Source organism: Streptomyces sp. SS8, assembly GCF_054072955.1.
Map to the genome: position 1 here is coordinate 32,326 of NZ_JBSVCZ010000021.1, position 24,078 is coordinate 56,403.

The 24,078-nt window shown below is 73.7% G+C and carries 21 protein-coding genes and 3 tRNA genes; 13 read left to right on the forward strand and 11 right to left on the reverse strand.

Features of this window, described 5'->3' with window-relative positions; all coding sequences use genetic code 11:
* Positions 1 to 75: 75 nt before the first annotated feature.
* Both ACW69E_RS19855 and ACW69E_RS19860 read left to right on the forward strand, forming a co-directional pair.
* Positions 76 to 729 carry a GntR family transcriptional regulator gene (locus tag ACW69E_RS19855; protein ID WP_457499620.1) on the forward strand — a complete coding sequence of 218 codons (654 nt, stop codon included), beginning with the start codon at positions 76 to 78 and terminating at the stop codon, positions 727 to 729.
* Between the two features lie 75 nt (positions 730 to 804).
* Complete coding sequence (locus ACW69E_RS19860) at positions 805 to 1,455, forward strand: hypothetical protein (RefSeq protein WP_457499621.1); 651 nt, start codon at positions 805 to 807, stop codon at positions 1,453 to 1,455.
* Positions 1,456 to 1,503: 48 nt separating this feature from the next.
* On the opposite strand, the gene ACW69E_RS19865 is transcribed toward ACW69E_RS19860, so the two are convergent.
* On the reverse strand, positions 1,504 to 2,250 hold the full coding sequence (locus tag ACW69E_RS19865) for an SLATT domain-containing protein (RefSeq protein WP_457499622.1): 747 nt from the start codon (positions 2,248 to 2,250) through the stop codon (positions 1,504 to 1,506).
* Between the two features lie 339 nt (positions 2,251 to 2,589).
* Between ACW69E_RS19865 and purD the strand changes: the two genes are divergently transcribed.
* From purD to ACW69E_RS19885, 4 genes are all read left to right on the forward strand, one after another.
* A complete protein-coding gene (gene purD, locus ACW69E_RS19870) occupies positions 2,590 to 3,870 on the forward strand; it encodes a phosphoribosylamine--glycine ligase (protein WP_457499623.1) in 1,281 nt (426 codons plus the stop codon).
* 226 nt (positions 3,871 to 4,096) lie between these two features.
* Positions 4,097 to 5,785 (forward strand): hypothetical protein, encoded by a 1,689-nt coding sequence (locus ACW69E_RS19875; protein WP_457499624.1) that lies wholly within the window; start codon positions 4,097 to 4,099, stop codon positions 5,783 to 5,785.
* 229 nt (positions 5,786 to 6,014) lie between these two features.
* A complete protein-coding gene (locus ACW69E_RS19880) occupies positions 6,015 to 7,493 on the forward strand; it encodes a N,N-dimethylformamidase beta subunit family domain-containing protein (protein WP_457499625.1) in 1,479 nt (492 codons plus the stop codon).
* Positions 7,494 to 7,643: 150 nt separating this feature from the next.
* Positions 7,644 to 8,558, forward strand: a complete 915-nt coding sequence (locus ACW69E_RS19885; RefSeq protein WP_457499626.1) for a phosphoribosylaminoimidazolesuccinocarboxamide synthase — start codon at positions 7,644 to 7,646, stop codon at positions 8,556 to 8,558.
* 100 nt (positions 8,559 to 8,658) lie between these two features.
* On the opposite strand, the gene ACW69E_RS19890 is transcribed toward ACW69E_RS19885, so the two are convergent.
* From ACW69E_RS19890 to ACW69E_RS19925, 8 genes are all read right to left on the reverse strand, one after another.
* Positions 8,659 to 8,731 (reverse strand) — tRNA-Gly (locus tag ACW69E_RS19890).
* A gap of 23 nt (positions 8,732 to 8,754) precedes the next feature.
* The gene (locus tag ACW69E_RS19895; protein ID WP_457499682.1) at positions 8,755 to 9,396 is read right to left on the reverse strand and encodes a response regulator; all 642 of its coding nucleotides are present in this window, start codon (positions 9,394 to 9,396) and stop codon (positions 8,755 to 8,757) included.
* 35 nt (positions 9,397 to 9,431) lie between these two features.
* Positions 9,432 to 10,715: a sensor histidine kinase gene (locus tag ACW69E_RS19900; protein ID WP_457499627.1), complete on the reverse strand. Its 1,284-nt coding sequence runs from the start codon at positions 10,713 to 10,715 to the stop codon at positions 9,432 to 9,434.
* Positions 10,716 to 10,731: 16 nt separating this feature from the next.
* Positions 10,732 to 11,565 (reverse strand): ABC transporter permease, encoded by an 834-nt coding sequence (locus tag ACW69E_RS19905; protein ID WP_457499628.1) that lies wholly within the window; start codon positions 11,563 to 11,565, stop codon positions 10,732 to 10,734.
* Positions 11,562 to 12,539: an ABC transporter ATP-binding protein gene (locus ACW69E_RS19910; RefSeq protein ID WP_457499629.1), complete on the reverse strand. Its 978-nt coding sequence runs from the start codon at positions 12,537 to 12,539 to the stop codon at positions 11,562 to 11,564. The genes ACW69E_RS19905 and ACW69E_RS19910 overlap by 4 nt, the downstream gene beginning before the upstream one ends.
* Positions 12,540 to 12,699: 160 nt before the next feature.
* Positions 12,700 to 12,772 (reverse strand) — tRNA-Gly (locus tag ACW69E_RS19915).
* 74 nt (positions 12,773 to 12,846) lie between these two features.
* A tRNA-Gly gene (locus ACW69E_RS19920) sits at positions 12,847 to 12,918 on the reverse strand.
* Between the two features lie 101 nt (positions 12,919 to 13,019).
* Positions 13,020 to 13,373 (reverse strand): histone-like nucleoid-structuring protein Lsr2, encoded by a 354-nt coding sequence (locus tag ACW69E_RS19925; protein ID WP_457499630.1) that lies wholly within the window; start codon positions 13,371 to 13,373, stop codon positions 13,020 to 13,022.
* A gap of 335 nt (positions 13,374 to 13,708) precedes the next feature.
* On the opposite strand from ACW69E_RS19925, the gene purS reads away from it, so the two are divergent.
* From purS to purM, 7 genes are all read left to right on the forward strand, one after another.
* Positions 13,709 to 13,975 carry a phosphoribosylformylglycinamidine synthase subunit PurS gene (purS, locus tag ACW69E_RS19930; protein ID WP_093663089.1) on the forward strand — a complete coding sequence of 89 codons (267 nt, stop codon included), beginning with the start codon at positions 13,709 to 13,711 and terminating at the stop codon, positions 13,973 to 13,975.
* The gene (purQ, locus tag ACW69E_RS19935; protein WP_457499631.1) at positions 13,972 to 14,649 is read left to right on the forward strand and encodes a phosphoribosylformylglycinamidine synthase subunit PurQ; all 678 of its coding nucleotides are present in this window, start codon (positions 13,972 to 13,974) and stop codon (positions 14,647 to 14,649) included. Before purS ends, purQ begins: the two co-directional genes overlap by 4 nt.
* Before the next feature lie 91 nt (positions 14,650 to 14,740).
* On the forward strand, positions 14,741 to 16,990 hold the full coding sequence (gene purL / locus ACW69E_RS19940; RefSeq protein WP_457499632.1) for a phosphoribosylformylglycinamidine synthase subunit PurL: 2,250 nt from the start codon (positions 14,741 to 14,743) through the stop codon (positions 16,988 to 16,990).
* A 176-nt stretch (positions 16,991 to 17,166) separates the two neighbouring features.
* On the forward strand, positions 17,167 to 18,396 hold the full coding sequence (locus tag ACW69E_RS19945; RefSeq protein ID WP_457499633.1) for a hypothetical protein: 1,230 nt from the start codon (positions 17,167 to 17,169) through the stop codon (positions 18,394 to 18,396).
* A gap of 84 nt (positions 18,397 to 18,480) precedes the next feature.
* The gene (locus tag ACW69E_RS19950) at positions 18,481 to 19,284 is read left to right on the forward strand and encodes a sterol carrier family protein (RefSeq protein WP_457499634.1); all 804 of its coding nucleotides are present in this window, start codon (positions 18,481 to 18,483) and stop codon (positions 19,282 to 19,284) included.
* Between the two features lie 87 nt (positions 19,285 to 19,371).
* Complete coding sequence (purF, locus tag ACW69E_RS19955; RefSeq protein WP_457499635.1) at positions 19,372 to 20,931, forward strand: amidophosphoribosyltransferase; 1,560 nt, start codon at positions 19,372 to 19,374, stop codon at positions 20,929 to 20,931.
* Between the two features lie 91 nt (positions 20,932 to 21,022).
* Positions 21,023 to 22,108 carry a phosphoribosylformylglycinamidine cyclo-ligase gene (gene purM, locus ACW69E_RS19960; protein WP_457499636.1) on the forward strand — a complete coding sequence of 362 codons (1,086 nt, stop codon included), beginning with the start codon at positions 21,023 to 21,025 and terminating at the stop codon, positions 22,106 to 22,108.
* Between the two features lie 102 nt (positions 22,109 to 22,210).
* Here the strand turns inward: purM and ACW69E_RS19965 are convergent, their stop codons facing one another.
* Together ACW69E_RS19965 and ACW69E_RS19970 are read right to left on the reverse strand one after the other, a co-directional pair.
* Positions 22,211 to 22,489: a DUF3073 domain-containing protein gene (locus ACW69E_RS19965; protein ID WP_206350398.1), complete on the reverse strand. Its 279-nt coding sequence runs from the start codon at positions 22,487 to 22,489 to the stop codon at positions 22,211 to 22,213.
* A gap of 354 nt (positions 22,490 to 22,843) precedes the next feature.
* Positions 22,844 to 23,956 (reverse strand): Leu/Phe/Val dehydrogenase, encoded by a 1,113-nt coding sequence (locus ACW69E_RS19970; RefSeq protein ID WP_457499637.1) that lies wholly within the window; start codon positions 23,954 to 23,956, stop codon positions 22,844 to 22,846.
* Positions 23,957 to 24,078: the final 122 nt, after the last annotated feature.

The following is a 24,078-nucleotide window of genomic DNA, read 5'->3' on the forward strand; positions in this document are numbered from 1 at the left end:
TGCCCCCTGGAAAAAGGGGGTGCGGATGACGGACGGCGCCGGTGCCCGGACGTTCGAAGCAGTGAGGAGGCGCCCGTGATCCAGCGCAGCACACTGCGCGCGCAGATCGCGGACGCGCTGCGCGACGAGGTCCTCGCCGGGCGTCTCCCGGCGGGCCGGGGCTTCACGGTCAAGGAGATAGCCGAGCAGTACGGCGTCTCCGCCACCCCGGTGCGCGAGGCACTCGTCGACCTGTCCGCGCAGGGCCTGCTGGACGTGGAGCAGCACCGGGGTTTCCGCGTCCACGTCTTCACCACCGCCGACTACCGGGCCATGGTCCAGGCGCGCACCCTGGTCGCCGAGGGCGTCTTCCGCAGACCCGCCGGCCCGGCCCGGCCCGCCCCCGGCGACGAGCGGCTGGCCTCGGTGCGCCGCCGCGCCGAGGCCGCCGAGCGGGCCGTCCTCGGCGGGGACCTGGACGTGCTCATCGGCTACGACCTGCGCTTCTGGCGTGAACTGGGCGAGTTGATGGGCAACCCCTACATAACCGAGTTCCTGGACCGGCTGCGCGTGCAGTGCTGGGTCTTCGCCGTGCCGCACCTGCGCGAGCGGCCCGGCCTGCGGGAGCTGCTGTGGACCGGCTACCGCGAGCTGGCCGAAGCGGTCGGGCGCGGGGACGACTCGGCGGCCGGACGTCTCGTCGCGGCCTGCGACGAGCGCTGCCTCGCCCTCGCCGAGAGGCTGGACTGAGCGACTACGCTGTTGCGCCCGGAGCCCGTACCGCTCCGCGCTCCCCGCCCGCCGCCCGCCGTATTGGAGCACCCGTTGGCCTGTGACCTCTGGCTGGTGCCGCTCGTCGACGTGCTGTGCCACAGCCCCGACAACCCCTTCGCCGAGGAAATCGCGTCCTACGACAGGGCGCTGAGCGCCGCCGGGCTGCCACCGGTCCCCGTCCACGGCTACATGCCCGGTCTGTCGGGCGACGTGGCGCCGGTCGCCGGCTTCGACTACGACGCGCTGCACTTCCTGCGCCGCGCCCATCTGCTCCAGCTCTGCGGCCTGGAGGTCACCCCGGTCGACGAACTCGGCGGTGACTACGAGCAGTTGCTGGAGATGTTCGCCCCGACGGCCCAGCAGTCGCACCTGGTGTGGCACTACGACCACGCCGGCGCGTACGTCCCCCTCGACTTCGCCCACCCGCTGTCCGACGACGAACTCCTCGCCGGCGGCGGCCCGCTGGGCTCCAGCCACGGACTGCTGCGCGAGCTGGAGGCGGTCGCCCCCCACCTGGGCATCGACCCCGCCAACCCGCCCCCCGCCCCGGCGCCCCCGGCCGGCCCCACGGAGCTGGAGGAACCGGCGGCCGCGCCGGCGTACGACGGCGAGCCGTTCGCGCGGGAGCGCCACGTCTGGCTGGGGCTGCACGCCGCGGCCACCCGGAGCCTGGCGCAGAGCTCCATGATCATCTTCGGCTGACGCGGCGCCGCCGACCGCCGGCACCGCGTCGGAACCCGCCCGTCGCCGTCAGCGCGGCCCCTCCGGGGGCCGCTGCCGCGGCATGCTCGGCCGGACGCCCGGCGGCATCGAGAAGCGGGACGGCTGCGCGGCCCGCCCGGTGCGCGCGCTCCAGGCGGAGGAGGTCAGCGACTGGGTGTGCAGCGGCGCCGGACCGGAGCGGAACTCCACCATCCAGGCGGCCGTCTCGCCCCGCACCAGCTCGGTCACGTCCTCCGAGAAGCGCCGCAGCACCCCCAGGCACCGCTCGGCGGCCTCGCTCGCCGTGCCCTCGGTGGGCCCGAGCACCTCACGCACGCTCTCCGACGCCCAGTCGTACTGCAGCATCTCCAGCCGCCGCTGGACCGCCTGCGCCGTGGCGATGCCGCGCATCCAGCCCGAGGTCAGCCCGAACCAGCGGTCGCACCCCGCGCACACGGCCGCCAGCAGCAGCGCGGGGAACGCCCACAGGGCCGCGCCCCGCGCCCCGCCGGCCAGCTCCAGCAGCGGCAGCACGCCCCCGGCCGCCAGCCCCGCGGCGGTCCCCGCCCGCAGGGCCCTGGCCCACCGGCGCTTGCGCGCCCGGTCGGCCAGATACCACTCCACGACCTCCAGCGCCCCGCTCTCCACCCACCGGTACAGCTCGTCCAGGCGCTCGGCGGGCTCGCCCCAGTCCCCCAGCGGGAACGGCCGCCCGAGCAGGTCCCCGCGCTCGCCCCGCCCCGTGCCGCCGCTCGTGCCGCCGCCCGTTCCGGGGCGCATCTCCGGCTGACTCACCCGCCACTCCCAACAAAGCCCTCGCTCGGATCCATTCGCGGACGGACCTCCCTCGGACCGCTCGGTGCCCTTTCCTACCCCCAAAAGTGGGAGACCTCTCGGCCTTCGCGGTATTTCCGCCCATACGTGCATCCCGATTGGGTATACAGGCCCCGCTTTCATCACCCGATGGGGTGAGAAGCGCGTTTCGGGTGCCGTTCCGCGCCCCTGACCACGTGCGACACCCCGCCTGCGCCCCCGATCTCCCGGCCGCGTCCGGAAGGCGCCCGGAAGGTGCCCGGCGTCCGCCCTCCGGGCAGACCCGCCGGGGCCCGGGAGGGGGCGGATAGGGTGCAGGGCGTGAAGGTCCTCGTCATCGGCGGCGGCGCCCGCGAACACGCCCTGTGCCGCTCCCTGTCCCTCGATCCCGACGTCACCTCGCTGCACTGCGCGCCCGGCAACGCCGGAATCGCCGAGGTGGCGACCCTGCACTCCGTCGACGCGCTCGACGGCCGGGCCGTGGCCGAACTGGCCGCCGGACTGGAGGCCGACCTCGTCGTGGTGGGGCCGGAGGCCCCGCTGGTGGCCGGGGTGGCCGACGCCGTGCGCGGGCGCGGCATCGCCGTCTTCGGCCCGTCGGCCGAGGCCGCCCGGCTGGAGGGCTCCAAGGCGTTCGCCAAGGAGGTCATGGCCGCCGCCGGGGTCCCCACGGCCCGCTCCTACGTGTGCACCACCGACGAGGAGGCCGACCGCGCGCTGGACGCCTTCGGGCCCCCGTACGTCGTCAAGGACGACGGGCTGGCGGCGGGCAAGGGCGTCGTCGTCACCTCCGACCCGGAGGCCGCCCGCGCCCACGCCCGCGGCTGCGATCAGGTGGTGATCGAGGAGTACCTGGACGGCCCCGAGGTCTCCCTGTTCGCCGTGACCGACGGCGAGTGCGTCGTACCGCTGCGGCCCGCCCAGGACTTCAAGCGCGCCCACGACGGCGACGAGGGCCCCAACACCGGCGGCATGGGCGCCTACTCGCCGCTGCCCTGGGCCGACCCGAAGCTGGCCGACGAGGTGCTGGCCACCGTCCTGCAGCCCACCGTGGACGAGATGCGCCGCCGCGGCACCCCCTTCTCCGGACTGCTCTACGCGGGCCTGGCCATCACCTCGCGCGGGGTGCGCGTGGTGGAGTTCAACGCGCGTTTCGGCGACCCGGAGACCCAGGTCGTCCTGGCCCGGCTGAAGACCCCGCTGTCCGGCCTGCTGTACGCGGCGGCCACCGGCGCCCTGGCCGAGTTCCCCCCGCTGCGCTGGAGCGAGGACGCGGCCGTCACCGTCGTCGTCGCCTCCGAGGGCTACCCCGTCTCCCCCCGCACGGGGGATGTGATCGAGGGGCTGGAGGAGGTCGCGGAGAAGGACGCCCCCACCGCGTACGTCCTCCACGCCGGCACCCGGCTGGACGAGGAGGGGCGCGTGGTCAGCGCGGGCGGCCGGGTCCTGTCCGTCACGGCCACCGGAGCCGGTCTCGCCGAGGCGCGCGAGCACGCCTACCGGGCGGTCTCCCGCATCCGGCTGGCCGGTTCGCACCACCGCGGCGACATCGCGGCCGCGGCGGCCGGGGCCGCCACGGAGACGGCGGGCGGGGAGGCCTGAGCCGGAGCCCCGGCCGGATGTCCTGCCGGGGTGTCCGTCCGGACCCCGGGCCGGCACCCCGGCGAGCGGATTTCCGCACCCAGCTTTACCCAAAGCCATTCCATCGAGTGACCGCTTCCTCATCCGGCTGACGGCCCCGCGGGCGCCCACTAGGGTTCCCGCGGACGGCTCCGGCAAGTGGCCCACCGCACATTGCGGTGTCGCCTGCCGGTGCCACAGTGGGGGAATGACGGCAGGCGCGGGGGAACGGCAAGGGGGTGAGCGACTCGTGGCGGTACCGGAGACGGGCGCGCGTTCGGCGCGCGACCACGCGCTGGCGGTCCTGAGGGTACGCGGCGCCGCGCTGGGCGCCGCGCTGCTGCCCGCCGCCGCGGCGGTCGTCCTGCTGGCCGGAGGGGCCACCGGCCACCTCCGCGGCGACGGCTGGGACGCACTGCGCTGGGCGGCCGCGGCCGTCGCCGTGCCGGTGCTCGCCGCGGCGGCGGGCGTGGCCGCGGTGATCACCCGGGCGCGCCCGGCGGTCAGCCCCACCGTGCAGATCGAGGAGTCGGCCGCCCCCGACCTGTACCGGCTGATACGCGACCTCGCCGACCGGCTCGACGTCCCCGCGCCCTCGGCGATAGCCCTGACGCCGGACTGCGACAGCTGGCTGGAGGACCGGGCGCACACCACCCGCGGCCGCCGCCTGCCGCGCCCCGGCACGGCACGCCGCGCGGACGCCCCGGTACTCGTCGTCGGCTCCCCCTTCCTGTGGTGGATGCGGGTGGCCGAGCTGCGGGCGCTGCTCGCACCGATCGTGGCCGGCACGGGCCCGTCCGCCCACCCGGACATCGCCGCCGCGCGGCGCTTCGTCCGCGGACTGGACGCCGCCGCGGCGGTCGCCGTCGCGGCCCGCGGCCCGGTGCCCAAGCGGCTCGCGTACGACTTCACCGGCTGGGTCTCCCGGCTGCTGCTGCGCGCCGGGGCCTCCCACGCGGCGGAGATGGAGCGCATGGTGGCGGCCGCGGCCGCGGTGCGGGCCCAGACGGTCGACTACGGCCTGCGGGTCGTCGCCCAGGAGCAGGTGGGCCTGGCGTACGCCGGCTGGGACCGGCTGCTGACCAGGGTCGCGCTGCCCGCCTGGCGCACGGGCCGCTGGCCCGCCCGGCTGGACGCCGGAGTGGTCTCCGCCCTCACCGAGCTGTCCCGCCGCGACCGGCTGGCCGAGGGCTTCGCCACCCGGCTGGGCGAGCGCCCCGCCTGCGATCTGCTGGAGGAACCCGGCGAGGTGGACCGCCAGGTGTCCCTGCTGGCCGCGCGCCTCTTCCACGGCGGCCCGGCCGAGCCCGGCCCCGACTGGGCCCCGGTGGACTGGCAGGAGTACCCGGAGGAGGTCGTGGACCGCATCTGGCGCTCCGAGGCCGCCCGCCTCTTCACGGCGCTGCGGGCCGACGGGAACCCGACGCTGGCCGAGCTGGTCGACCGGCTGACCGGTGAGGCGGTCCCGGACGGCCCGGACGCCCCGTCCGGCGGCGCCGACGCGCTCGCCGCCCGGATCGGCGCCGACCTCGCCCGCGAGGAGGCCGCCCGGGCCGACGCCGCCCGCGAGGCGGGCACGATCCCCATGCCCGTCCCCGGCGGGGACGGCGCGCTCCTCCCGCCCGGCGGCGGCTTCCCCCTCCAGCCGCCGCGCTCCGGACGCGAGCTGCTGGCCGAGCACATCACGGCCGCCGTGTGCTGCGCGGCCGTGGACACCGCCGGGGCGGCCCCCGGGCTCGACTGGCTGGACGGCCCCGCCCTGTTCTTCGACGGCGAGCGCCGGGCCGATCTGGCCCGCCCCGTCCTCGCCCTCGCCGAGGACGGCGACCCCCGGCCGCTGTGCGACTGGCTGGCGGCCGTCGGCGTACGGCCCGACAAGCCCATCCGCCTGGTCTGAGCCGCCGGCGGTCCGGGCGCCGCGCGGCGCCCGGACCGCCCACGTCACCGCCCTCCGGCCCCTCCCCACGGATCCCGGCGGCCCCCGAGGCCTCTGCCCGCGCCCCGTGTTCGAGCCGTGTTCGGCCGGGCCCCCGGACATTCGGCGACAAGGGGTGACAGGACGTTCGCTTTATGTGATGTGCTGGTGTCCGGCATCGCGGGAGCGGACACAGGGAGGGGAGACGCGGGTGGGCACGGAGCAGATCCGGCGCTGGGAGTCGGGGGCTCTCGCGCACGCGGTCACCGATCCGTTCGGGCAGGGACCGCTGCCCTGGCTGCGGTGCGGCGAGCACTACTTCGACGACACCGGCCACGTCGTCCCCTGGTACCTCGACCACAGCAGCCTGGACGGCGGACGCACCCCGTCCACGGCGGGCGGCGGCCCGTGCGCGGCCGACGACGTGCGCTGCCAGATCAAGGGCTTCACCTCCGAGAGCGCGGTCTCGCCCGGTGAGTCCATCGACTTCCGGATCACGGTCAACCCGCCCCAGCCCTTCGGCGTGGACGTCTACCGCATCGGCCACTACGGCGGTGAGGGCGCCACCAAGATCACCACCAGTCCCCGGCTGTCCGGCATCGTCCAGCCCCCGCCGCTGGCCGCCGACCGCACCGTCTCCTGCCACCACTGGTGGCTCTCCTGGCGGCTCCAGATCCCGGACTACTGGAGCACCGGCGCCCATGTGGCCGTGCTGACCACCGCCGACGGCCACCGCTCCCACGTCCCCTTCACCGTCCGCGACGAGCGCCCCGGCGACCTGCTGCTGGTCCTCCCCGACGTCACCTGGCAGGCGTACAACCTCTTCCCCGAGGACGGCCGCACCGGCGCCAGCCTCTACCACGCCTGGGACGGGGAGGGGCGGCTGCTGGGGGAGGAGGAGGCGGCCGTCACCGTCTCCTTCGACCGGCCGTACGCGGGCGCGGGCCTGCCCCTGCACGTGGGCCACGCCTACGACTTCATCCGCTGGGCGGAGCGCTACGGCTACGACCTGGCCTACGCCGACACCCGCGACCTGCACGCCGGCCGCGTCGACCCCTCCCGCTACCGCGGCCTGGTCTTCGCCGGCCACGACGAGTACTGGTCGGCGCCCATGCGCCGGGCCGTGGTGAAGGCCCGCGACAGCGGCACCTCGCTGGTCTTCCTCTCGGCCAACACCATGTACTGGCAGGTCGAGCTGGGCCCCTCGCCCTCGGGAGCCCCCGGCCGGCTGATGACCTGCCGCAAGCGGCGCGGCCCTGGCCGCCCGCGGCGCTGGCGCGACCAGGGCGAGCCCGAACAGCAGGTGCTGGGCGTCCAGTACGAGGGCCAGGTGCCCCGGCCGCACCCGATGGTCGTGCGCAACGCCTCCCACTGGCTGTGGGAGGCCACCGGGGCGGCGGAGGGCGAGGAACTGCCCGGCCTGGTGGCGGGCGAGGCCGACCGCTACTTCCCGCGCACCGCCCTGCCTCCGCACACCGGCCGCATCCTGCTCGCCCACTCGCCCTACCAGGGCGCCTCCGGCGCCCGCCGCCACCAGGAGACCTCCCTGTACGAGGCGCCCAGCGGCGCCCTGGTCTTCGCCTCGGGCACCTTCGCCTGGTCCCCGGCCCTGGACCGCCCCGGCCACACCGACTCCCGCATCCAGCGGGCCACGGCCAACCTCCTGGACCACATCTGCAAGCACCCCTGAGCGTCGCCCCCGAGCACCCACGGCCCCCGCGGCCCGCCCGGGCAGGGCCGTTCGCGCGGTACGCACCCACCCGTCCGTCCGACCCCGGCCGGTGGGGAGGGCGGAGGTACGGGAGAATCGGAACTCCTGGACCAAGCCACAGGAGGAGCCGTGACCGGATTCGTAGAGAAGCCCGAACCCGTACAGGTGCCGGGCCTGGTGCACGTGCACACCGGCAAGGTGCGGGACCTGTACCGGAACGAGGCGGGGGATCTGGTGATGGTCGCCAGCGACCGGGTGTCCGCCTACGACTGGGTGCTGCCGACGGAGATCCCCGACAAGGGCCGCGTCCTCACCCAGCTCTCCCTGTGGTGGTTCGACCAGCTCGCCGATCTGGTGCCGGGCCATGTGCTCTCCACCGAGCTGCCGCCCGGCGCCCCCGCCGACTGGGCGGGCCGCACGGTGGTCTGCCGCTCCCTGCGCATGGTCCCGGTCGAGTGCGTGGCCCGCGGCTACCTCACCGGCTCGGGCCTGGCCGAGTACCGCCGGACCCGCACGGTCTGCGGCCTGGCCCTGCCCGAGGGCCTGGAGGACGGCTCCGAGCTGCCCGCCCCCATCTTCACCCCGGCCACCAAGGCGGAGGTCGGCGAGCACGACGAGAACGTCCCCTACGAGGAGGTCGCCCGCCGGGTCGGCGCCGACACCGCCGCCGAGCTGCGCCAGCTCACCCTGGCCGTCTACTCCCGGGGCCGCGACATCGCCAGGGAGCGGGGCATCATCCTGGCCGACACCAAGTTCGAGTTCGGGTGGGCCGTGGAGGGCGGCGGCGAGGAGCGGCTGGTGCTCGCCGACGAGGTGCTGACGCCGGACTCCTCGCGCTTCTGGCCCGTCGACCAGTGGGAGCCGGGCCGCTCCCAGCCCTCGTTCGACAAGCAGATCGTCCGCGACTGGCTGACCTCCCCGGCCGCCGGCTGGGACCGCGGCGGCGAGGTCCCCCCGCCCGAGCTGCCCGCAGAGGTCGTCGAGCGCACCCGCGCCCGCTACATCGAGGCGTACGAGCTGCTGACGGGCACCCGCTGGAGCTGACGGCACGCGGGTGGGCCGCACGGCCCGCCCGCGTCCGCACGGAGGAGGGCTCCACACGCGGAAGACCCCGGTCCTGTGAGGGACCGGGGTCTTCTCCGTGAGCGGACGACGAGACTCGAACTCGCGACATCCACCTTGGCAAGGTGGTGCTCTACCAACTGAGCTACGTCCGCGTGCTCCGTTCGGTGCGCTCCTACTATAGCCAACCCCGCTCGCGTGCGATGCGCACGGCCGCGTGACGGTTCTCCGCCGACAGCTTCGCGGCGGCCGACGACAGGTAGTTGCGGACCGTCCCCGGCGCCAGCGCGGCCCGCGCGGCGATCTCCGCGACCGGTGCCCCGTCCGCCGCCAGCTCCAGCAGCTCGGCCTCGCGGGCGGTCAGCGGCGAGTCCCCGGCGCTGATCGCGTCGGCGGCCAGCTCCGGGTCCACATAGCGGTTTCCGGCGTGCACCGTGCGGATGATCTCGGCCAGCCGCTGCGCCGAGACGGTCTTGGGCACGAAGCCCCGCACCCCCGCGGCCAGGGCCCGCTTCAGGTGCCCCGGGCGGCCGTGCCCGGTCACGATCATGGTGGCGCAGGCGGGGAGTCCGGCACGCAGCTCCGCGGCGACCGCCACACCGTCCCTGCCCGGCATCTGGAGGTCCAGCACCGCCACGTCGGGCCGGTGGGCGAGGGCCATCGCCAGCGCCTCGGGCCCGGAGGCGGCCTCGGCCACCACCAGCAGGTCGTCCTCCAGCGCCAGCAGCGCGGCCAGGGCGCCCCGGATCAGGTGCTCGTCGTCGGCCAGCAGCACCCGTACGCGGCGCCCGCCGCCCTCCTCCGTGCCGCCGCCGTTCATACCGCCGCCGCCCGTGCCGTCCCGCATGTGCTCGCTCACCGCTCCCCTTCCCCGCGCACATCCCCGCGTACGTCCTCGCCGCCTTCCCGGCCCGCCCGTGCCGGTACCCGGGCCGTCAGCCGGAAGGTGCCGTCGCCGCGGCACTCACCGGTCAGTGTGCCGCCGAGCGCGGCCAGGCGTTCGCGGAGCCCGTCCAGCCCGGAGCCGCCCCCCGCGACGGCTCCGGGACCCGGCACACCGTCGTTCTCCATCACCAGCTCGGCGACCTCTCCGGCGGCCCGCAGCCGCACCGTGCACCGCCCGGCGTCGGCGTGCCGCAGCACATTGGTGGTCCCCTCGCGGACCACCCAGCCCAGCGCCGACTGCAGCGGCTCGGCCAGCTCCCCGCTGCCGCTGTCCTCGATCCGGCAGTCGATCCCGGCCGCCCTCAGCACCCCGCGCGCACCGACCAGTTCGGTGTGCAGATCGGCTTCCCGGTAGCCGCGCACGACCTCCCGCATCTCCCGCTGCGACTCCCGCGCGATCCGCTGCACCTCGGTCATCTGGTCCACGGCGGAGGGCGAGCCGCGCTGCGCGAGCTGCACGGCCAGCTCGCTCTTGAGGGCGATCACCGACAGATTGCGGCCCAGTACGTCGTGGAGATCCCGGCCGAACCGCAGCCGCTCCTCGGCCACCGCCAGCCGCGCCTGGGTCTCCCGGGCGGCCTCCAGCTCGCTGACGACCCGCATCGTCCAGGCCGAGCATCGGTAGGAGGCACCGAAAACGACGCCTCCGAGGACCGTGCCGACGACCGCGGCGGCCAGTTCCCCGCCCGCCGCCCCCAGCGCCCGGGCCGTGAGCAGCGAGACGGCCAGCAGCGCCACCACCAGTGCGGCGCTCCGCCCGCCGGACAGCACCAGCGGCAGCGGTCCGGCCAGGAACATCAGCAGCCAGACCACGGGCGGCAGCGCCTGGGGCGCCGACAGCTCACCGGCGCCGATCAGGGCGAGGACGGCGGCGATCCCGGCGGCGGTGAGGGCCACATAGGCCGCCGCCGGCCGCACGGGCCGCTCCTTCGTGCCCAGGTAGTACCGCAGACCGGCCCGGGACAGCAGCAGATGGCAGACGGTGTGGGCGGTGAACAGCACCCCCAGTACGATCGCCGCCCAGGCGGCCGGCCCCCTCGCCTGCGCGACGATCCAGCCGAGCAGCGCCACCCCCTCGAAGAGGGCGAAGCTGTAGATCGTGTACCGGGTGTACTGGTGGAAGCGGACCGGTCCGCTGGACCGCCGTATCCGCTCCACCCAGCCCAGCGCGCCTTCCCCGACCGCCACCGTCACACCCGCTCCTCGCACCTCAGTGACGCGGTTCCCAGCGGAACCACCGCCGTACAGCCAACACCGACACCAGGGCCCAGGCCACGGCGGTCCCCAGTGTCCGCAGCACCTCGCCCGGCTCACCGCCGCCGAGCCAGCCGTACCGCACCAGGTCCACCACCGGCGTCATCGGCAGCAGCCGCAGGACGTCGGCCACCCGCTCCGGCATGACCTCCAGGGGGACGAACATGCCCGAGCCGACCAGCGAGACCATCAGCAGCGGCAGTGCGGTGATCTGCGCGCTCTCCGTCGTCCGGGTGATCACGGCCGTCGCGGCGGCCGTCAGCACCATCAAGGCGGCGCCCAGCAGCACGCCCATGACCAGCAGGTCCGGCCGGTCCGGCGGCGTCATCTCCAGCAGGGCCGCGCCCGCCGCGACCAGCACGGCGCACTGCGCCAGCGCCACCGTGACCACCGGCAGCGCCGCGCCGGCCAGGATCTCCCAGTCCCGCAGCTCCCCGGTCCGCAGCCGCTTGAGGACCAGTTCCTCGCGGCGGGAGACGTAGGCGGGGATGAGGTTCAGATAGACGACGAGGATCAGCACCATAGGAATGCCGCTGGTCATCACCACATCGGTGGCGCTCAGCCCGGTGCCCTCCAGCGGCGCCTGCTCGACCGTGGAGCGCATGAACAGCACCATGGCCAGCGGCATCAGCAGGGCGGTGAACATGGCGGTGCGGTTGCGGACGAGCAGCGTCAGCTCCGCCCGGGCCAGCGACCGCAGCCGGCCCAGGGAGGCCGCCGCCCCGCCCGCGCCACCGCCGACCGCCGTGCCGCCGGTGTCCGTCCCGCCCCTGGTGTCCGTCGCGCTCATCGTGCTCCCGCCTCCGCCATCCGTGCCGTGCCCTCGTCCTCCGCCGCGTCCGGGCCGCCCCCGTGGGCGATCTCCAGGAACGCCTCCTCCAGGGAGGCCGAGCGGGCGTCCAGGCCCGCCAGCTCCACGCCCTCCTGCCGTGCCCACACGAGGAGCTCGGTCAGCGACTCCTGCAGCCGGCCGGTGCGGATCTCCACGCCCCGCCCGTGCTCGGCGGCCTTCAGCGACAGCGGAAGCCGGGCGGCGGGCACCCCCTCGGGCAGCGTGAAGCGGATCCGGGACGGGCGCGAGGCGGTGACCTCGGCAGGCGTGCCGGAGACGACGATCCGCCCCGCCCGCATGATCGCCAGCCGGTCGGCCAGCTCCTCGGCCTCCTCCAGGTAGTGCGTGGTCAGCACCACGGTCGTACCGCCCTCCCGCAGCTCCCGCACCAGCCGCCAGGTCTCCCGCCGCCCCTCGGCGTCCAGCCCGGTCGTCGGCTCGTCCAGGAAGAGCACCTCGGGCCGGCCGAGCAGGGCCATGGCCAGGTCCAGCCGCCGCCGCTCGCCGCCGGAGAGCTGCTTGACGCGTACGTCCGCGCGCGGGGCCAGGCCCACCATCTCCAGCGCCTCCGAGGTGGGGCGGGCCCCGCTGGTGCAGCCGGCCCACATCCGCGCGGTCTCGGCGACGGTCAGGTCGGAGGGGAAACCGCCCTCCTGGAGCATCACCCCGATCCGCGACCGCACCCGGGCACGCTCGCGGTACGGGTCGTGCCCGAGCACGCGCACCCGGCCGCCGCTGGGCTCGGCCATCCCCTCCAGCACCTCGACGGTGGAGGTCTTGCCCGCACCGTTCGTCCCCAGCAGCGCGAACAGTTCGCCGCGCGCCACGGAGAACGAGATCCCCCGTACGGCCTCGAAGCCGCCGTCCCCCTTCGCCGGGCCGTAGCGCCGCCGCAGCCCGCTCACCTCGATGACCTGCTCTCCGATCTCCATGCCACCAGGCTCGCGCGGATCCGGGTCCGGGGGCAGTGCGGGCTGTCACGAGCGCGCGTGACAAATGTCAACCGGCCGGTGGGCAGGAGGAGATGAGGGGGTGTGACATGACGCACACGAAGAAGGCCCCGGTCCTCGAAGGACCGGGGCCTTTTCCCTGAGCGGACGACGAGGCTCGAACTCGCGACCTCAACCTTGGCAAGGTTGCGCTCTACCAACTGAGCTACGTCCGCGTGCGACCTCCCGGCTCTCACCGAGCGGCGCGCCTTCACTCTACCCGATCCCGGAGACCCGGTGGAGTGAGCGGAGCGGGTGACAGGAATCGCACACTGCGCCTCCCTCTTGGAAAGAGGGCGCTCTACTACTGAGCTACACCCGCGTGACCACCTTGGTTCAGGCCGTTTCCGGCCGCCCCCGGCGGTGTGCTCCAGACTCTAGCCGATCACCCGGGGTGCCTGGCAAGTCGGCCCGGAGACGGGCTCAGCGCGACTCCTCGGCCCCGGTGCCGGAGGCGGCTGCGTGGGCCTCGTCGAAGGCCTCGTAGACCTTCTTGGGGATGCGGCCGCGCGGCGGCACCTCGAAGCCGTGCGACCGGGCCCAGGCCCGCACCGCGGACGGGTCCGGCGCGACGGAGGTGTGCTGGAACGTCTTCCCGGACCTGGCCCGCTTGCGGCCGGCCCGCACATAGGGGGCGAGGCCCATGCGCAGTTTCTTCGCGTTCTCTCGGTTGAGATCGATCTCGTACGACTTGCCGTCGAGGCCGAAGGTGACCGTTTCCGATGCTTCCCCGCCGTCGATGTCGTCGGAGAGTGTGACCACTACACGCTGTGCCACGGATATCGGTCCTTTCGGGAGGATCGCATGCGGAAACACCCGGAAACCACGTCTCTGACGTGCTGTTATATCGGTGTCGCCGACGATCGGTGTCAATGCCCTTTCCTTTGTACAGCGGCAGGCATTGTCTGGTGAAGCGGATGAATTGCCGTCCGCGTGTCATGCCGCGAACGCGACTTTACTTTTCCGGCGCCGATTCGGGCAGTACTTCCCGGTGTTTTCCGGGGCGCCGATACCCGACCGTGACCGGAGCGGCTCATATCTACGCGAGTAGAATTTTCCGCCGGGTACGCTGAAGCGGCAGCCTCCAGCACCAACACCCACCGGGAGTACCTGTGGCTCGCGTCGTAGTCGACGTCATGCTCAAGCCGGAGATCCTCGACCCCCAGGGACAGGCGGTTCAGCGTGCGCTGCCCCGGCTGGGCTACGAGGGCATCTCGGACGTCCGCCAGGGCAAGCGCTTCGAGCTCGAGGTGGAGGGCCCGGTCGACGACGACGCCCTCGCCCGTATCCACCAGCTCGCCGAGACGTTCCTCGCCAACACCGTGATCGAGGACTTCACCGTGCGCGTCGAGGAGCGCGAAGAGGTGACCCCCGCATGACGACCCGCATCGGAGTCGTCACCTTCCCCGGCTCCCTCGACGACGTGGACGCCCGGCGCGCCGTCAGCCTCGCCGGCGCCGAGCCGGTCGCCCTGTGGCACCGCGACAAGAACCTGCACCAGGTGGACGCCGTCGTCCTCCCCGGCGGCTTCTCCTACGGCGACTACCTGCGCTGCGGCGCCATCGCCCGGTTCTCGCCGGTGATGGAGACGGTCGTCGACCAGGCCCGCGCCGGCCTGCCGGTGCTCGGCATCTGCAACGGCTTCCAGGTGCTGTGCGAGTCGCACCTGCTGCCCGGAGCGCTCACCCGCAACGACCACCTCCACTTCGTCTGCCGCGACCAGCGGTTGCGCGTGGAGAACGCGGACACCGCCTGGACCTCCGACTACGCCGAGGGCCAGGAGATCACCGTCCCGCTCAAGAACGGCGAGGGCGGCTACGTCGCCGACGAGCGCACCCTGGACGAGCTGGAGGCGACCGGCCGGGTCGTCTTCCGCTACCTGGACGTCAACCCCAACGGCTCCCGCCGCGACATCGCCGGCATCAGCAACGAGGCCGGCAACGTCGTCGGCCTCATGCCCCACCCCGAGCACGCCGTCGAGGCCCTGACCGGGCCCACCACCGACGGGCTGGGATTCTTCACCTCGGTTCTGAAGAAGCTGGTCACCGCATGAGCGACGCACGCACGACCACTCGGCCGCAGACGGCCCCGATGCCCGCACCTCTGCGTCGTGCGGGCGGAGAAGCTCATCGAAAGGGCGCGGCATGAGTCTCGACACCGTCAAGCACGCGAGCGACACCCCGGACGTCGAGCAGCCCTGGGCCGAGCTCGGCCTCAAGCGCGACGAGTACGACCGCATCCGGGAGATCCTCGGCCGCCGCCCGACCGGCGCCGAGCTGGCCATGTACTCCGTGATGTGGTCCGAGCACTGCTCCTACAAGTCCAGCAAGGTCCACCTGAGGCAGTTCGGCGAGAAGGCCCCGGAGTCCGACGCCATGCTGGTGGGCATCGGCGAGAACGCCGGCGTCGTGGACGTCGGCCAGGGCTACGCCGTCACCTTCAAGGTGGAGTCGCACAACCACCCCTCCTACATCGAGCCCTACCAGGGCGCGGCCACCGGCATCGGCGGCATCGTCCGCGACATCCTGGCCATGGGCGCCCGGCCGGTCGCCGTGATGGACCCGCTGCGCTTCGGTGCGGCCGACCACCCCGACACCCGCCGCGTCCTGCCCGGAGTGGTCGCCGGCATCGGCGGCTACGGCAACTGCCTGGGCCTGCCCAACATCGGCGGCGAGGTCGTCTTCGACCCCTGCTACCAGGGCAACCCGCTGGTCAACGCCCTGTGTGTGGGCGTGATGCGGCACGAGGACATCCATCTGGCCAAGGCGTCGGGCACCGGCAACAAGGTCATCCTCTACGGTGCCCGCACCGGCGGCGACGGCATCGGCGGCGTCTCCGTGCTCGCCTCGGAGACCTTCGACGAGACGGGCCCGGCCAAGCGCCCGGCCGTCCAGGTCGGCGACCCCTTCCAGGAGAAGCTCCTCATCGAGTGCACCCTGGAGGTCTTCAAGGAGGACCTGGTCGTCGGCATCCAGGACCTCGGCGGCGCCGGCCTGTCCTGCGCCACCTCCGAGCTGGCCTCGGCCGGCTCCGGCGGCATGCGCGTCGAGCTGGACACCGTCCCGCTGCGCGACTCCACGCTCTCGCCCGAGGAGATCCTCATGAGCGAGTCGCAGGAGCGCATGTGCGCCATCGTCGAGCCGGACAAGGTCGACCGCTTCCTGGCCATCTGCGAGAAGTGGGACGTCATCGCCACCGTCATCGGCGAGGTCACCGACGGTGACCGGCTGGAGATCTACTGGCACGGCGAGCAGATCGTGGACGTGCCCCCGCGCACGGTCGCCCACGAGGGCCCGGTCTACGAGCGCCCCTACGCCCGCCCCGAGTGGCAGGACGCCCTCCAGGCCGACGACGCGAACGCCCTGCCCCGCCCGTCCGGCGGGGACGAGCTGCGCGAGCAGGTCCTGAGGCTGGTCGGCTCGCCGAACCAGGCGTCCAAGGCGTGGATCACCGACCAGTACGACCGCTACGTGCTCGGCAACACCGTCCTGGCCCAGCCCGAGGACAGCGGCATGATCCGCATCGACGAGGAGACCGGCCTGGGCGTCGCCGTCGCCACCGACGGCAACGGCCGCTACGCCAAGCTCGACCCGTACACCGGCGCGCAGCTCGCGCTGGCCGAGTCCTACCGCAACGTCGCCGCCACCGGCGCCAAGCCGCTGGCCGTCACCGACTGCCTGAACTTCGGCTCGCCGGAGGACCCGGGCGCGATGTGGCAGTTCGCCGAGGCCTGCCGCGGGCTGGCCGACGCCTGCCAGACGCTGGGCACCCCGGTGACCGGCGGCAACGTCTCCCTCTACAACCAGACGGGCGACACCGCCATCCACCCGACCCCGGTGGTCGGTGTGCTCGGCGTGATCGACGACGTCACCCGCCGCACCCCGATGGCGTTCGCCGAGGAGGGGCAGCTCGTCTACCTCCTGGGCGACACCCGCGAGGAGCTGGGCGGCTCGGCCTGGTCCCAGGTGATCCACGACCACCTGGGCGGACTGCCGCCCAAGGTGGACCTGGAGCGCGAGCGGCTGCTCGCCGAGATCCTGATCTCCGCCTCCCGCGACGGAATGATCGACGCCGCGCACGACCTGAGTGACGGCGGGCTCATCCAGGCGCTCACCGAGTCCTGCCTCAAGGGCGGGAAGGGTGCCCGGCTGATCGTCCCCGACGGTCTGGACCCCTTCGTGTTCCTGTTCTCCGAGTCGGCCGGCCGCGCGATCGTGGCGGTGCCGCGCAGCGAGGAGCTGCGCTTCACCGACATGTGCGGCGCCCGCGGCCTGCCCGCCACCCGCATCGGCGTGGTGGACGGTGACGCCGTCGAGGTCCAGGGGCAGTTCTCCGTCTCCCTGGCCGAGCTGCGCGAGGCCCACGAGGCCACCATCCCGGCGCTGCTCGCCTGAGGCCCGCGACGACGCCCCTGCGACGGCCGCCGTGCCCCGCCGCCCGCCCCGGCCGGCGGGGCACGGCTGTCACAGGGCGCTGGTAGGTTCGCCGCCGGACGGATGCCGGGGCCGTACGGAACGGGGGCGAGGGGCGGATGGACCGCGGGCGGTGGAGGAGGGCGTACAACCGGCTGGTGTGCGCCGTGGCCGTCCTCGCGATCGGGCTGAGCGGCTGGACGCTGTGGCAGTGGTGGGACCGCCGGCACACCGTGGACGAGGCATGCGGCGGTCTGGTCCCGGTGGGTGAGGTGCTGGCCCTGCGGGGGAGCGGGGGAGAGATCACCCCCGCCCGGAACCTCACGGAAGGAATCCGGCCGGACGACGCCCCGCTGCCGCAGAGCTGCGTCCTGCGCAGCGAGGAGGTCGCCGAGGGGCAGCGGCTGGGGCAGAGCGGCTCGTTCTTCTCCGCACAGGTGGCCACCGAGCCCACCGGGTGGACGTCCGAGGCCGTCGACGACTCCTTCGAGGACGCGCTCGACCCCACCAACCCGTACGTCGGCGTTCCGCGGGTGTACCAGCCGGTCGGCGGCGGCGTACCCGGGCACGTCACCGACACCGGTGTGTCCGTCCGGCTGCCCTGCCCCGGTACCGGGCACCGGGGCGAGGAGATCACCGCGATACGGGCCTCCGCCGAGCTGGACGCCGCCACCCGGGCGGAGTTCTCCGAGAACGGCCAGCTCGCCCAGGACGACCGCGACCGGCTGGCCCGCATCGCGGTCACCACCGCCAACAACCTCGCCGCCGAACTGGGGTGCCCCGACCGCCTCCCCGGGCCGCCGGACGGCATACCGGCGCTGAACACCGAGCCCGTCGCCCCGGAGAAGGCCGGGGGCACCTGCGCCTGGTACGGCGAGGCGGGTCTGCACACCGGGCGGGCCAACGCCTCCGGCTGGCTGCCCGACCGGGTGCTGGAGGCCCGCACCGGCGACGGCGTGTGGCAGGAGCGCTGCCTGCTGACCGTCACGGGGGAGGCGCGGGGAGAGGTGTACCGACGGTACGCGGACGACCCGGAGTACGGCCGCTTCCGGGAGGAATCGTCCATGGACGACAAGACCTGGTGGACGAGCGCGGAGAGCTTCTTCGGGGACGCCGCCGAGCGCGTCTCGAACGGCTCCGCCGGCGACGACCGGATGGCCGTCGCGGGCCGGGGCGGGTACGACCCCGAGGGAAACATCCTGTGGGCCACCTCCGTGTGCGGCGGGAAGCCGGCCGTGCACACCCTCACCGTCTCCTGGCCGTACGTCCATGGCGCTGCCCGCCACCTGGAGCCGGTCCTCCGCGCCTATGTCGAGGACGTCGCCGGTCGGCGCGGCTGCACGGACACCGCCATGCCCTCGGCGAGTGACTACCGGGAGGAGAGCTGATCCCGCGCCGGGGCCGGACGGGATCGGCGCCCCGACCGGCGGGTAACCGCCTGCTCCGGCCACGCGGCGTTCTACTCTGACGCCATGCCTCCGGTGAAGCGCAAGCCCAGGACGTACGACCCGGCCCTGGTGCGGGCCGGGCTCATCGGGCAGGTGGAGGCCGTGCGCAACGCCGTGCACGCCCTCACCCCCGACCAGCTGGCCCGGCCCTCCGGGCTGCCCGGCTGGGACGTGCGCCATCTGGTGGTCCACATCGCCGGGCAGATCGAGGCGGTGCCCCGGCTGCTGGCCGAGCCCCCGCCCCGGGCCGCCGCGCCGCAGACGGACCTGAACGCCTGGGCGGTGTCCGTGGCCGGCGCCGCCCACGAGCTGGACGAGGCGACCCGCAGGCACGCGCGGGCGTACGAGGACGCGGCCCGCGCGGTGGACGAGGCCGTCGAGGAGCTGGAGCCGGTGCTGGAGCAGGCCGTGCGCGCGGACGTGCTGCTGCCGCACCCCTTCGGCGCGATGCGGGCGCTGGACTTCACCGTGACCCGCCTGCTGGAGCTGGTGGTGCACAGCGACGACCTCACCCGGGCCACCGGCGTACGCGTCCCGCCGGTCCGCCAGGCCCTGGCGACGACCGTGCGGCTGCTGGCGGACGCGCTGGCCGCCAAGGCGCCCGGCGCCTCGGTGGAGGTGCGGATCCCGCCCTTCGCGGTCGTCCAGTGCGTGGCGGGGCCGCGGCACACCCGCGGCACCCCGCCGAACGTGGTGGAGACCGATCCACTGACCTGGATCCGGCTGGCGACCGGGCGCACCGAGTGGCTCAAGGAGCTGGATGCGGCGCATCTCACAGCGAGCGGCGAGCGTGCGGATCTGCGCGATCACCTCCCCGTACTGGAGTGATGACCTGCGGTAAGAGAGCGCTGGGGCCCCGGACGAGCCGCGGTCCCGGGTGCTGAGCACCGCGGGACCTGTCCTAGACTCGGTGATGTGCCACGTGGTGACGGACGACTCAACCACGACCTGCTCCCCGGAGAGAAGGGCCCCCAGGACGCCTGCGGCGTCTTCGGAGTCTGGGCCCCGGGGGAAGAGGTCGCCAAGCTCACCTATTTCGGGCTGTACGCGCTGCAGCACCGGGGACAGGAGTCCGCGGGCATCGCGGTGAGCAACGGCTCCCAGATCCTCGTCTTCAAGGACATGGGCCTGGTCTCCCAGGTCTTCGACGAAACCTCCCTCGGCTCCCTGAAGGGCCACATCGCGGTCGGCCACGCGCGCTACTCCACCACCGGCGCATCGGTGTGGGAGAACGCCCAGCCCACCTTCCGGGCCACCGCCCAGGGTTCGATCGCGCTGGGCCACAACGGCAATCTGGTCAACACCGCCGAGCTGGCCGAGCTGGTCGCCGCGCTGCCCAGCACGGGCGGCCGGGCCACCCAGGTCGCCGCCACCAACGACACCGATCTGGTCACCGCCCTGCTGGCGGGCCAGGTGGACGAGGACGGCAAGCCGCTCACCGTCGAGCAGGCCGCCCCCGCGGTCCTGCCGAAGGTCAAGGGCGCGTTCAGCCTGGTCTTCATGGACGAGCACACCCTCTACGCCGCCCGTGACCCGCAGGGCATACGCCCGCTGGTGCTCGGCCGGCTGGAGCGCGGCTGGGTGGTGGCCTCCGAGACCGCGGCCCTGGACATCGTCGGCGCGTCCTTCATCCGGGAGATCGAGCCCGGCGAGATGGTCGCCATCGACGAGGACGGACTGCGCACCCAGCGCTTCGCGGACGCGAAGCCGAAGGGCTGTGTCTTCGAGTACGTCTACCTCGCGCGCCCCGACACCGACATCGCGGGCCGCAACGTCTACCTCTCCCGCGTGGAGATGGGCCGCCGGCTGGCCGCCGAGGCCCCGGCCGAGGCCGATCTGGTCATAGCGACCCCGGAGTCCGGCACCCCGGCCGCGGTCGGCTACGCCGAGGCCAGCGGCATCCCGTACGGCAGCGGCCTGGTCAAGAACTCCTACGTGGGCCGGACGTTCATCCAGCCCTCGCAGACCATCCGCCAGCTCGGCATCCGCCTCAAGCTCAACCCCCTCAAGGAGGTCATCCGCGGCAAGCGCCTGGTGGTCGTCGACGACTCGATCGTCCGCGGCAACACCCAGCGCGCCCTGGTGCGGATGCTGCGCGAGGCGGGCGCGGCCGAGGTGCACGTGCGGATCAGCTCGCCGCCCATCAAGTGGCCGTGCTTCTTCGGCATCGACTTCGCCACCCGCGCCGAGCTGATCGCCAACGGCCTGTCGGTCGAGGAGATCGGCACCTCGCTGGGGGCCGACTCCCTGGCGTACATCTCGCTGGAGGGCATGGTCGGGGCGACCACCATCGCCAAGCCGAACCTGTGCCGGGCCTGCTTCGACGGCGAGTACCCGATGGAGCTGCCGGACCCCGGGCTGCTGGGCAAGCACCTGCTGGAGTCCGAGACCGCCGGGACCGCCGGCACCGACCCCGACGGGGTGCGGAGCATGCTCGCGGGCCCCGGCGCGGCCGACGCGCTGCGCAGGCCCTGACCCCGCCGGCTCGCCGGCGGCCGCCCGGCGAGCCGACAGCCGCCGACCGTCCGGTGAGCCACCGGGCCACCGTCCGTCCCAGAGGAAGACCATGACCTCCACCAACCCGACCCCGGCCGGCCAGGGCGCGAGCTACGCCGCCGCCGGAGTGGACATCGAGGCGGGCGACCGCGCCGTCACGCTGATGAAGGAGTGGGTGGGCAAGGCCCGCCGGCCCGAGAGCATCGGTGCGCTCGGCGGCTTCGCGGGCCTGTTCGACGCGTCCGCGCTGAAGGGCTACCGGCGACCGCTGCTGGCCTCGGCCACCGACGGCGTGGGCACCAAGGTCGCCGTCGCGCAGCGGATGGGCGTGCACGACACCATCGGCCACGATCTGGTGGCGATGGTCGTGGACGACCTGGTGGTCTGCGGCGCCGAGCCGCTGTTCATGACCGACTACATCAGCGTGGGCAAGGTCGTCCCCGAGCGGGTCGCCTCCATCGTCAAGGGCATCGCCGAGGGCTGCGTGCTGGCGGGCTGCGCACTGGTCGGCGGCGAGACGGCCGAGCACCCCGGGCTGATGGGCCCGGAGGAGTACGACGTGGCGGGCGCGGGCACGGGCGTCGTGGAGGCCGACGAGATCCTGGGCGCGGACCGCATCCGCCCGGGCGACGCGGTCGTCGCGATGGGTGCCTCCGGTCTTCACTCCAACGGGTACTCGCTGGTGCGGCACGTGTTCTTCGACCGCGCCGGCTGGTCGCTGGACCGCCATGTCGAGGACTTCGGCCGCACGCTGGGCGAGGAGCTGCTGGAGCCCACCAAGATCTACTCGCTGGACTGCCTGGCGCTGACGAGGGCCACCGAGGTGCACGCCTTCTCGCACATCACCGGAGGCGGACTGGCCGGCAACCTCGCGCGTGTCGTGCCCGACGGGCTGCACGCCACCGTGGACCGCTCCACCTGGAGCCCGGCGCCGGTCTTCCGGACGGTCGGCGAGCTGGGCGGGGTCGAGCGCGCGGAGCTGGAGAAGACCCTCAACATGGGCGTCGGCATGGTCGCCGTCGTCCCGCAGGAGTCGGTCGGCGCGACGCTTTCCCTGCTGCGTGAGCGCGGTGTGGACGCCTGGGTCGCCGGCGAGGTCGCCGAACGCGGCGACCGCGGCGAGGCAGTCGCCCTCACCGGGGACTACGCGGTCTGAGCGGCTGGAGCGGACAGGATCAAAACCCGGTCCGGCGGTGGCCGGACCGGGTGATGACCGCTATCGGTATGAGACCGCTCTGTTCAGTGGACGACGACGTCCTCAGGCGCGGCGTCGGTGGTTCGACGGTGAGGAGGACCCGCGGGAGTCGACCGGATGGTCGTCGCCCTCCGCGTCCTCGTCATCGTCGTTGTACAGATCCGCGTACCGTGCGTACGGGTCGTCCAGCTCATCGTCCTCGAACCGCTCGCCGTTCGGCGGCTGACTCGATGTCGATGCGCCCAGCTCCTCGGCCAGGCGTGCGAGATCAGTCCCACCGCTGTTGTACTTCAGCTGGCGGGCGACCTTCGTCTGCTTGGCCTTGGCCCGGCCGCGCCCCATGGCTCGACCCCCTCAACGACGGGGCTCAACGGCCCCAGAGTCTTGACACGCGTTCACGATGCGGAGCGGACCCTCGATTCGATCGAGGGACCGTCCGTGGAGCTTCAACGGTACCTGCTTCCGTGGCCGTACGGTACGCCGCCCGCACGACACGGCCGGTGCCCGCCCTGCCTGGTGACCATTTCTCCGCTGGTCAGTGGCGATTTTACCTTCTGTCCGCCCGGTCACCCGCCCAGGGGTGGTGAGGGATGTCTCCCCCACCGTTCGTCACTGTCGGTAATGCCCTGGTGGACGTTGGGTCAGTGGTGCCGGGTCGGCCCGGCGGGCCGGAGCCGCCGGGCCGGAACCGCCGGGTCAGCTCGCGGCGCCGGCCTTGCGGGCCTCGGCCATCCGCTGCTCGGCGATGCGGTCGGCCGCCACCGCCGGCGGCACGCCGTCCGCCGCGGCGCGCTCGAAGATCGCCAGAGTGGTGTCGTGGATCTTCTCGGCCTTCGCCTTCGCGCGTGCGAAGTCGAAGCCGTGGAGCTCGTCCGCGACCTGGATCACGCCGCCGGAGTTCACCACGTAGTCGGGCGCGTAGAGGACGCCCCGGTCGGCGAGGTCCTTCTCGACGCCCGGGTGGGCGAGCTGGTTGTTGGCCGCGCCGCAGACCACCTTCGCGGTCAGCACGGGGACGGTCTCGTCGTTCAGGGCGCCGCCGAGCGCGCAGGGCGCGTACACGTCCAGGCCCTCGGTGCGGATCAGCGCGTCGGTGTCGGCGACCGCCACCACCTCCGGGTGCGCGGCCGTGATCTGCTCGACCGCCTCGGGGCGCACGTCCGTGACCAGGACCTCGGCGCCCTCCTCGAGCAGGTGGCCCACCAGGTGGCGGCCGACCTTGCCGATGCCCGCGACGCCGACCTTCCGCCCGCGCAGCGAGGCGTCGCCCCACAGGTGCCTGGCGCTGGCGCGCATGCCCTGGTAGACGCCGAAGGCGGTGAGCACGGAGGAGTCGCCGGCGCCGCCGTTCTCGGGGGAGCGGCCGGTCACCCAGCGGGAGGCGCGCGAGACCACGTCCATGTCCTGGACGTAGGTGCCGACGTCGCAGGCGGTGACGTAGCGGCCGCCGAGGGAGTCGACGAAGCGGCCGTAGGCCTCCAGCAGGGCCTCGGTCTTGTGCTGCCCGGGGTCGCCGATGATCACGGCCTTGCCGCCGCCGTGGTCCAGCCCGGCGAGCGCGTTCTTGTACGACATGCCGCGGGCGAGGTTGAGGGCGTCCTTCACGGCGGCCTCCTCCGGGTTCTCCTCGGAGGCGTACGCGTGGAAGCGGGTGCCGCCCAGGGCCGGGCCCAGGGCGGTGGAGTGGATGGCGATGACCGCCTTCAGCCCGGTGGCCCGGTCCTGGCAGAGGACGACCTGCTCATGGCCGCCCTGCTCGGAGTGGAACAGGGTGTGCAGGACCGAACCGGTTTCGCGCTGCGCGCTCACGGCGCTCGCTGTGTTCTCTGAGCCGTCTCGGTGTCCGCCGACACCGACGGCGGGACGTACGTCAGTCACGGTGGTGACTCCTGTATGTCGCGGAAGGGCGCCCTTCCAGCATCCTCCCGCTT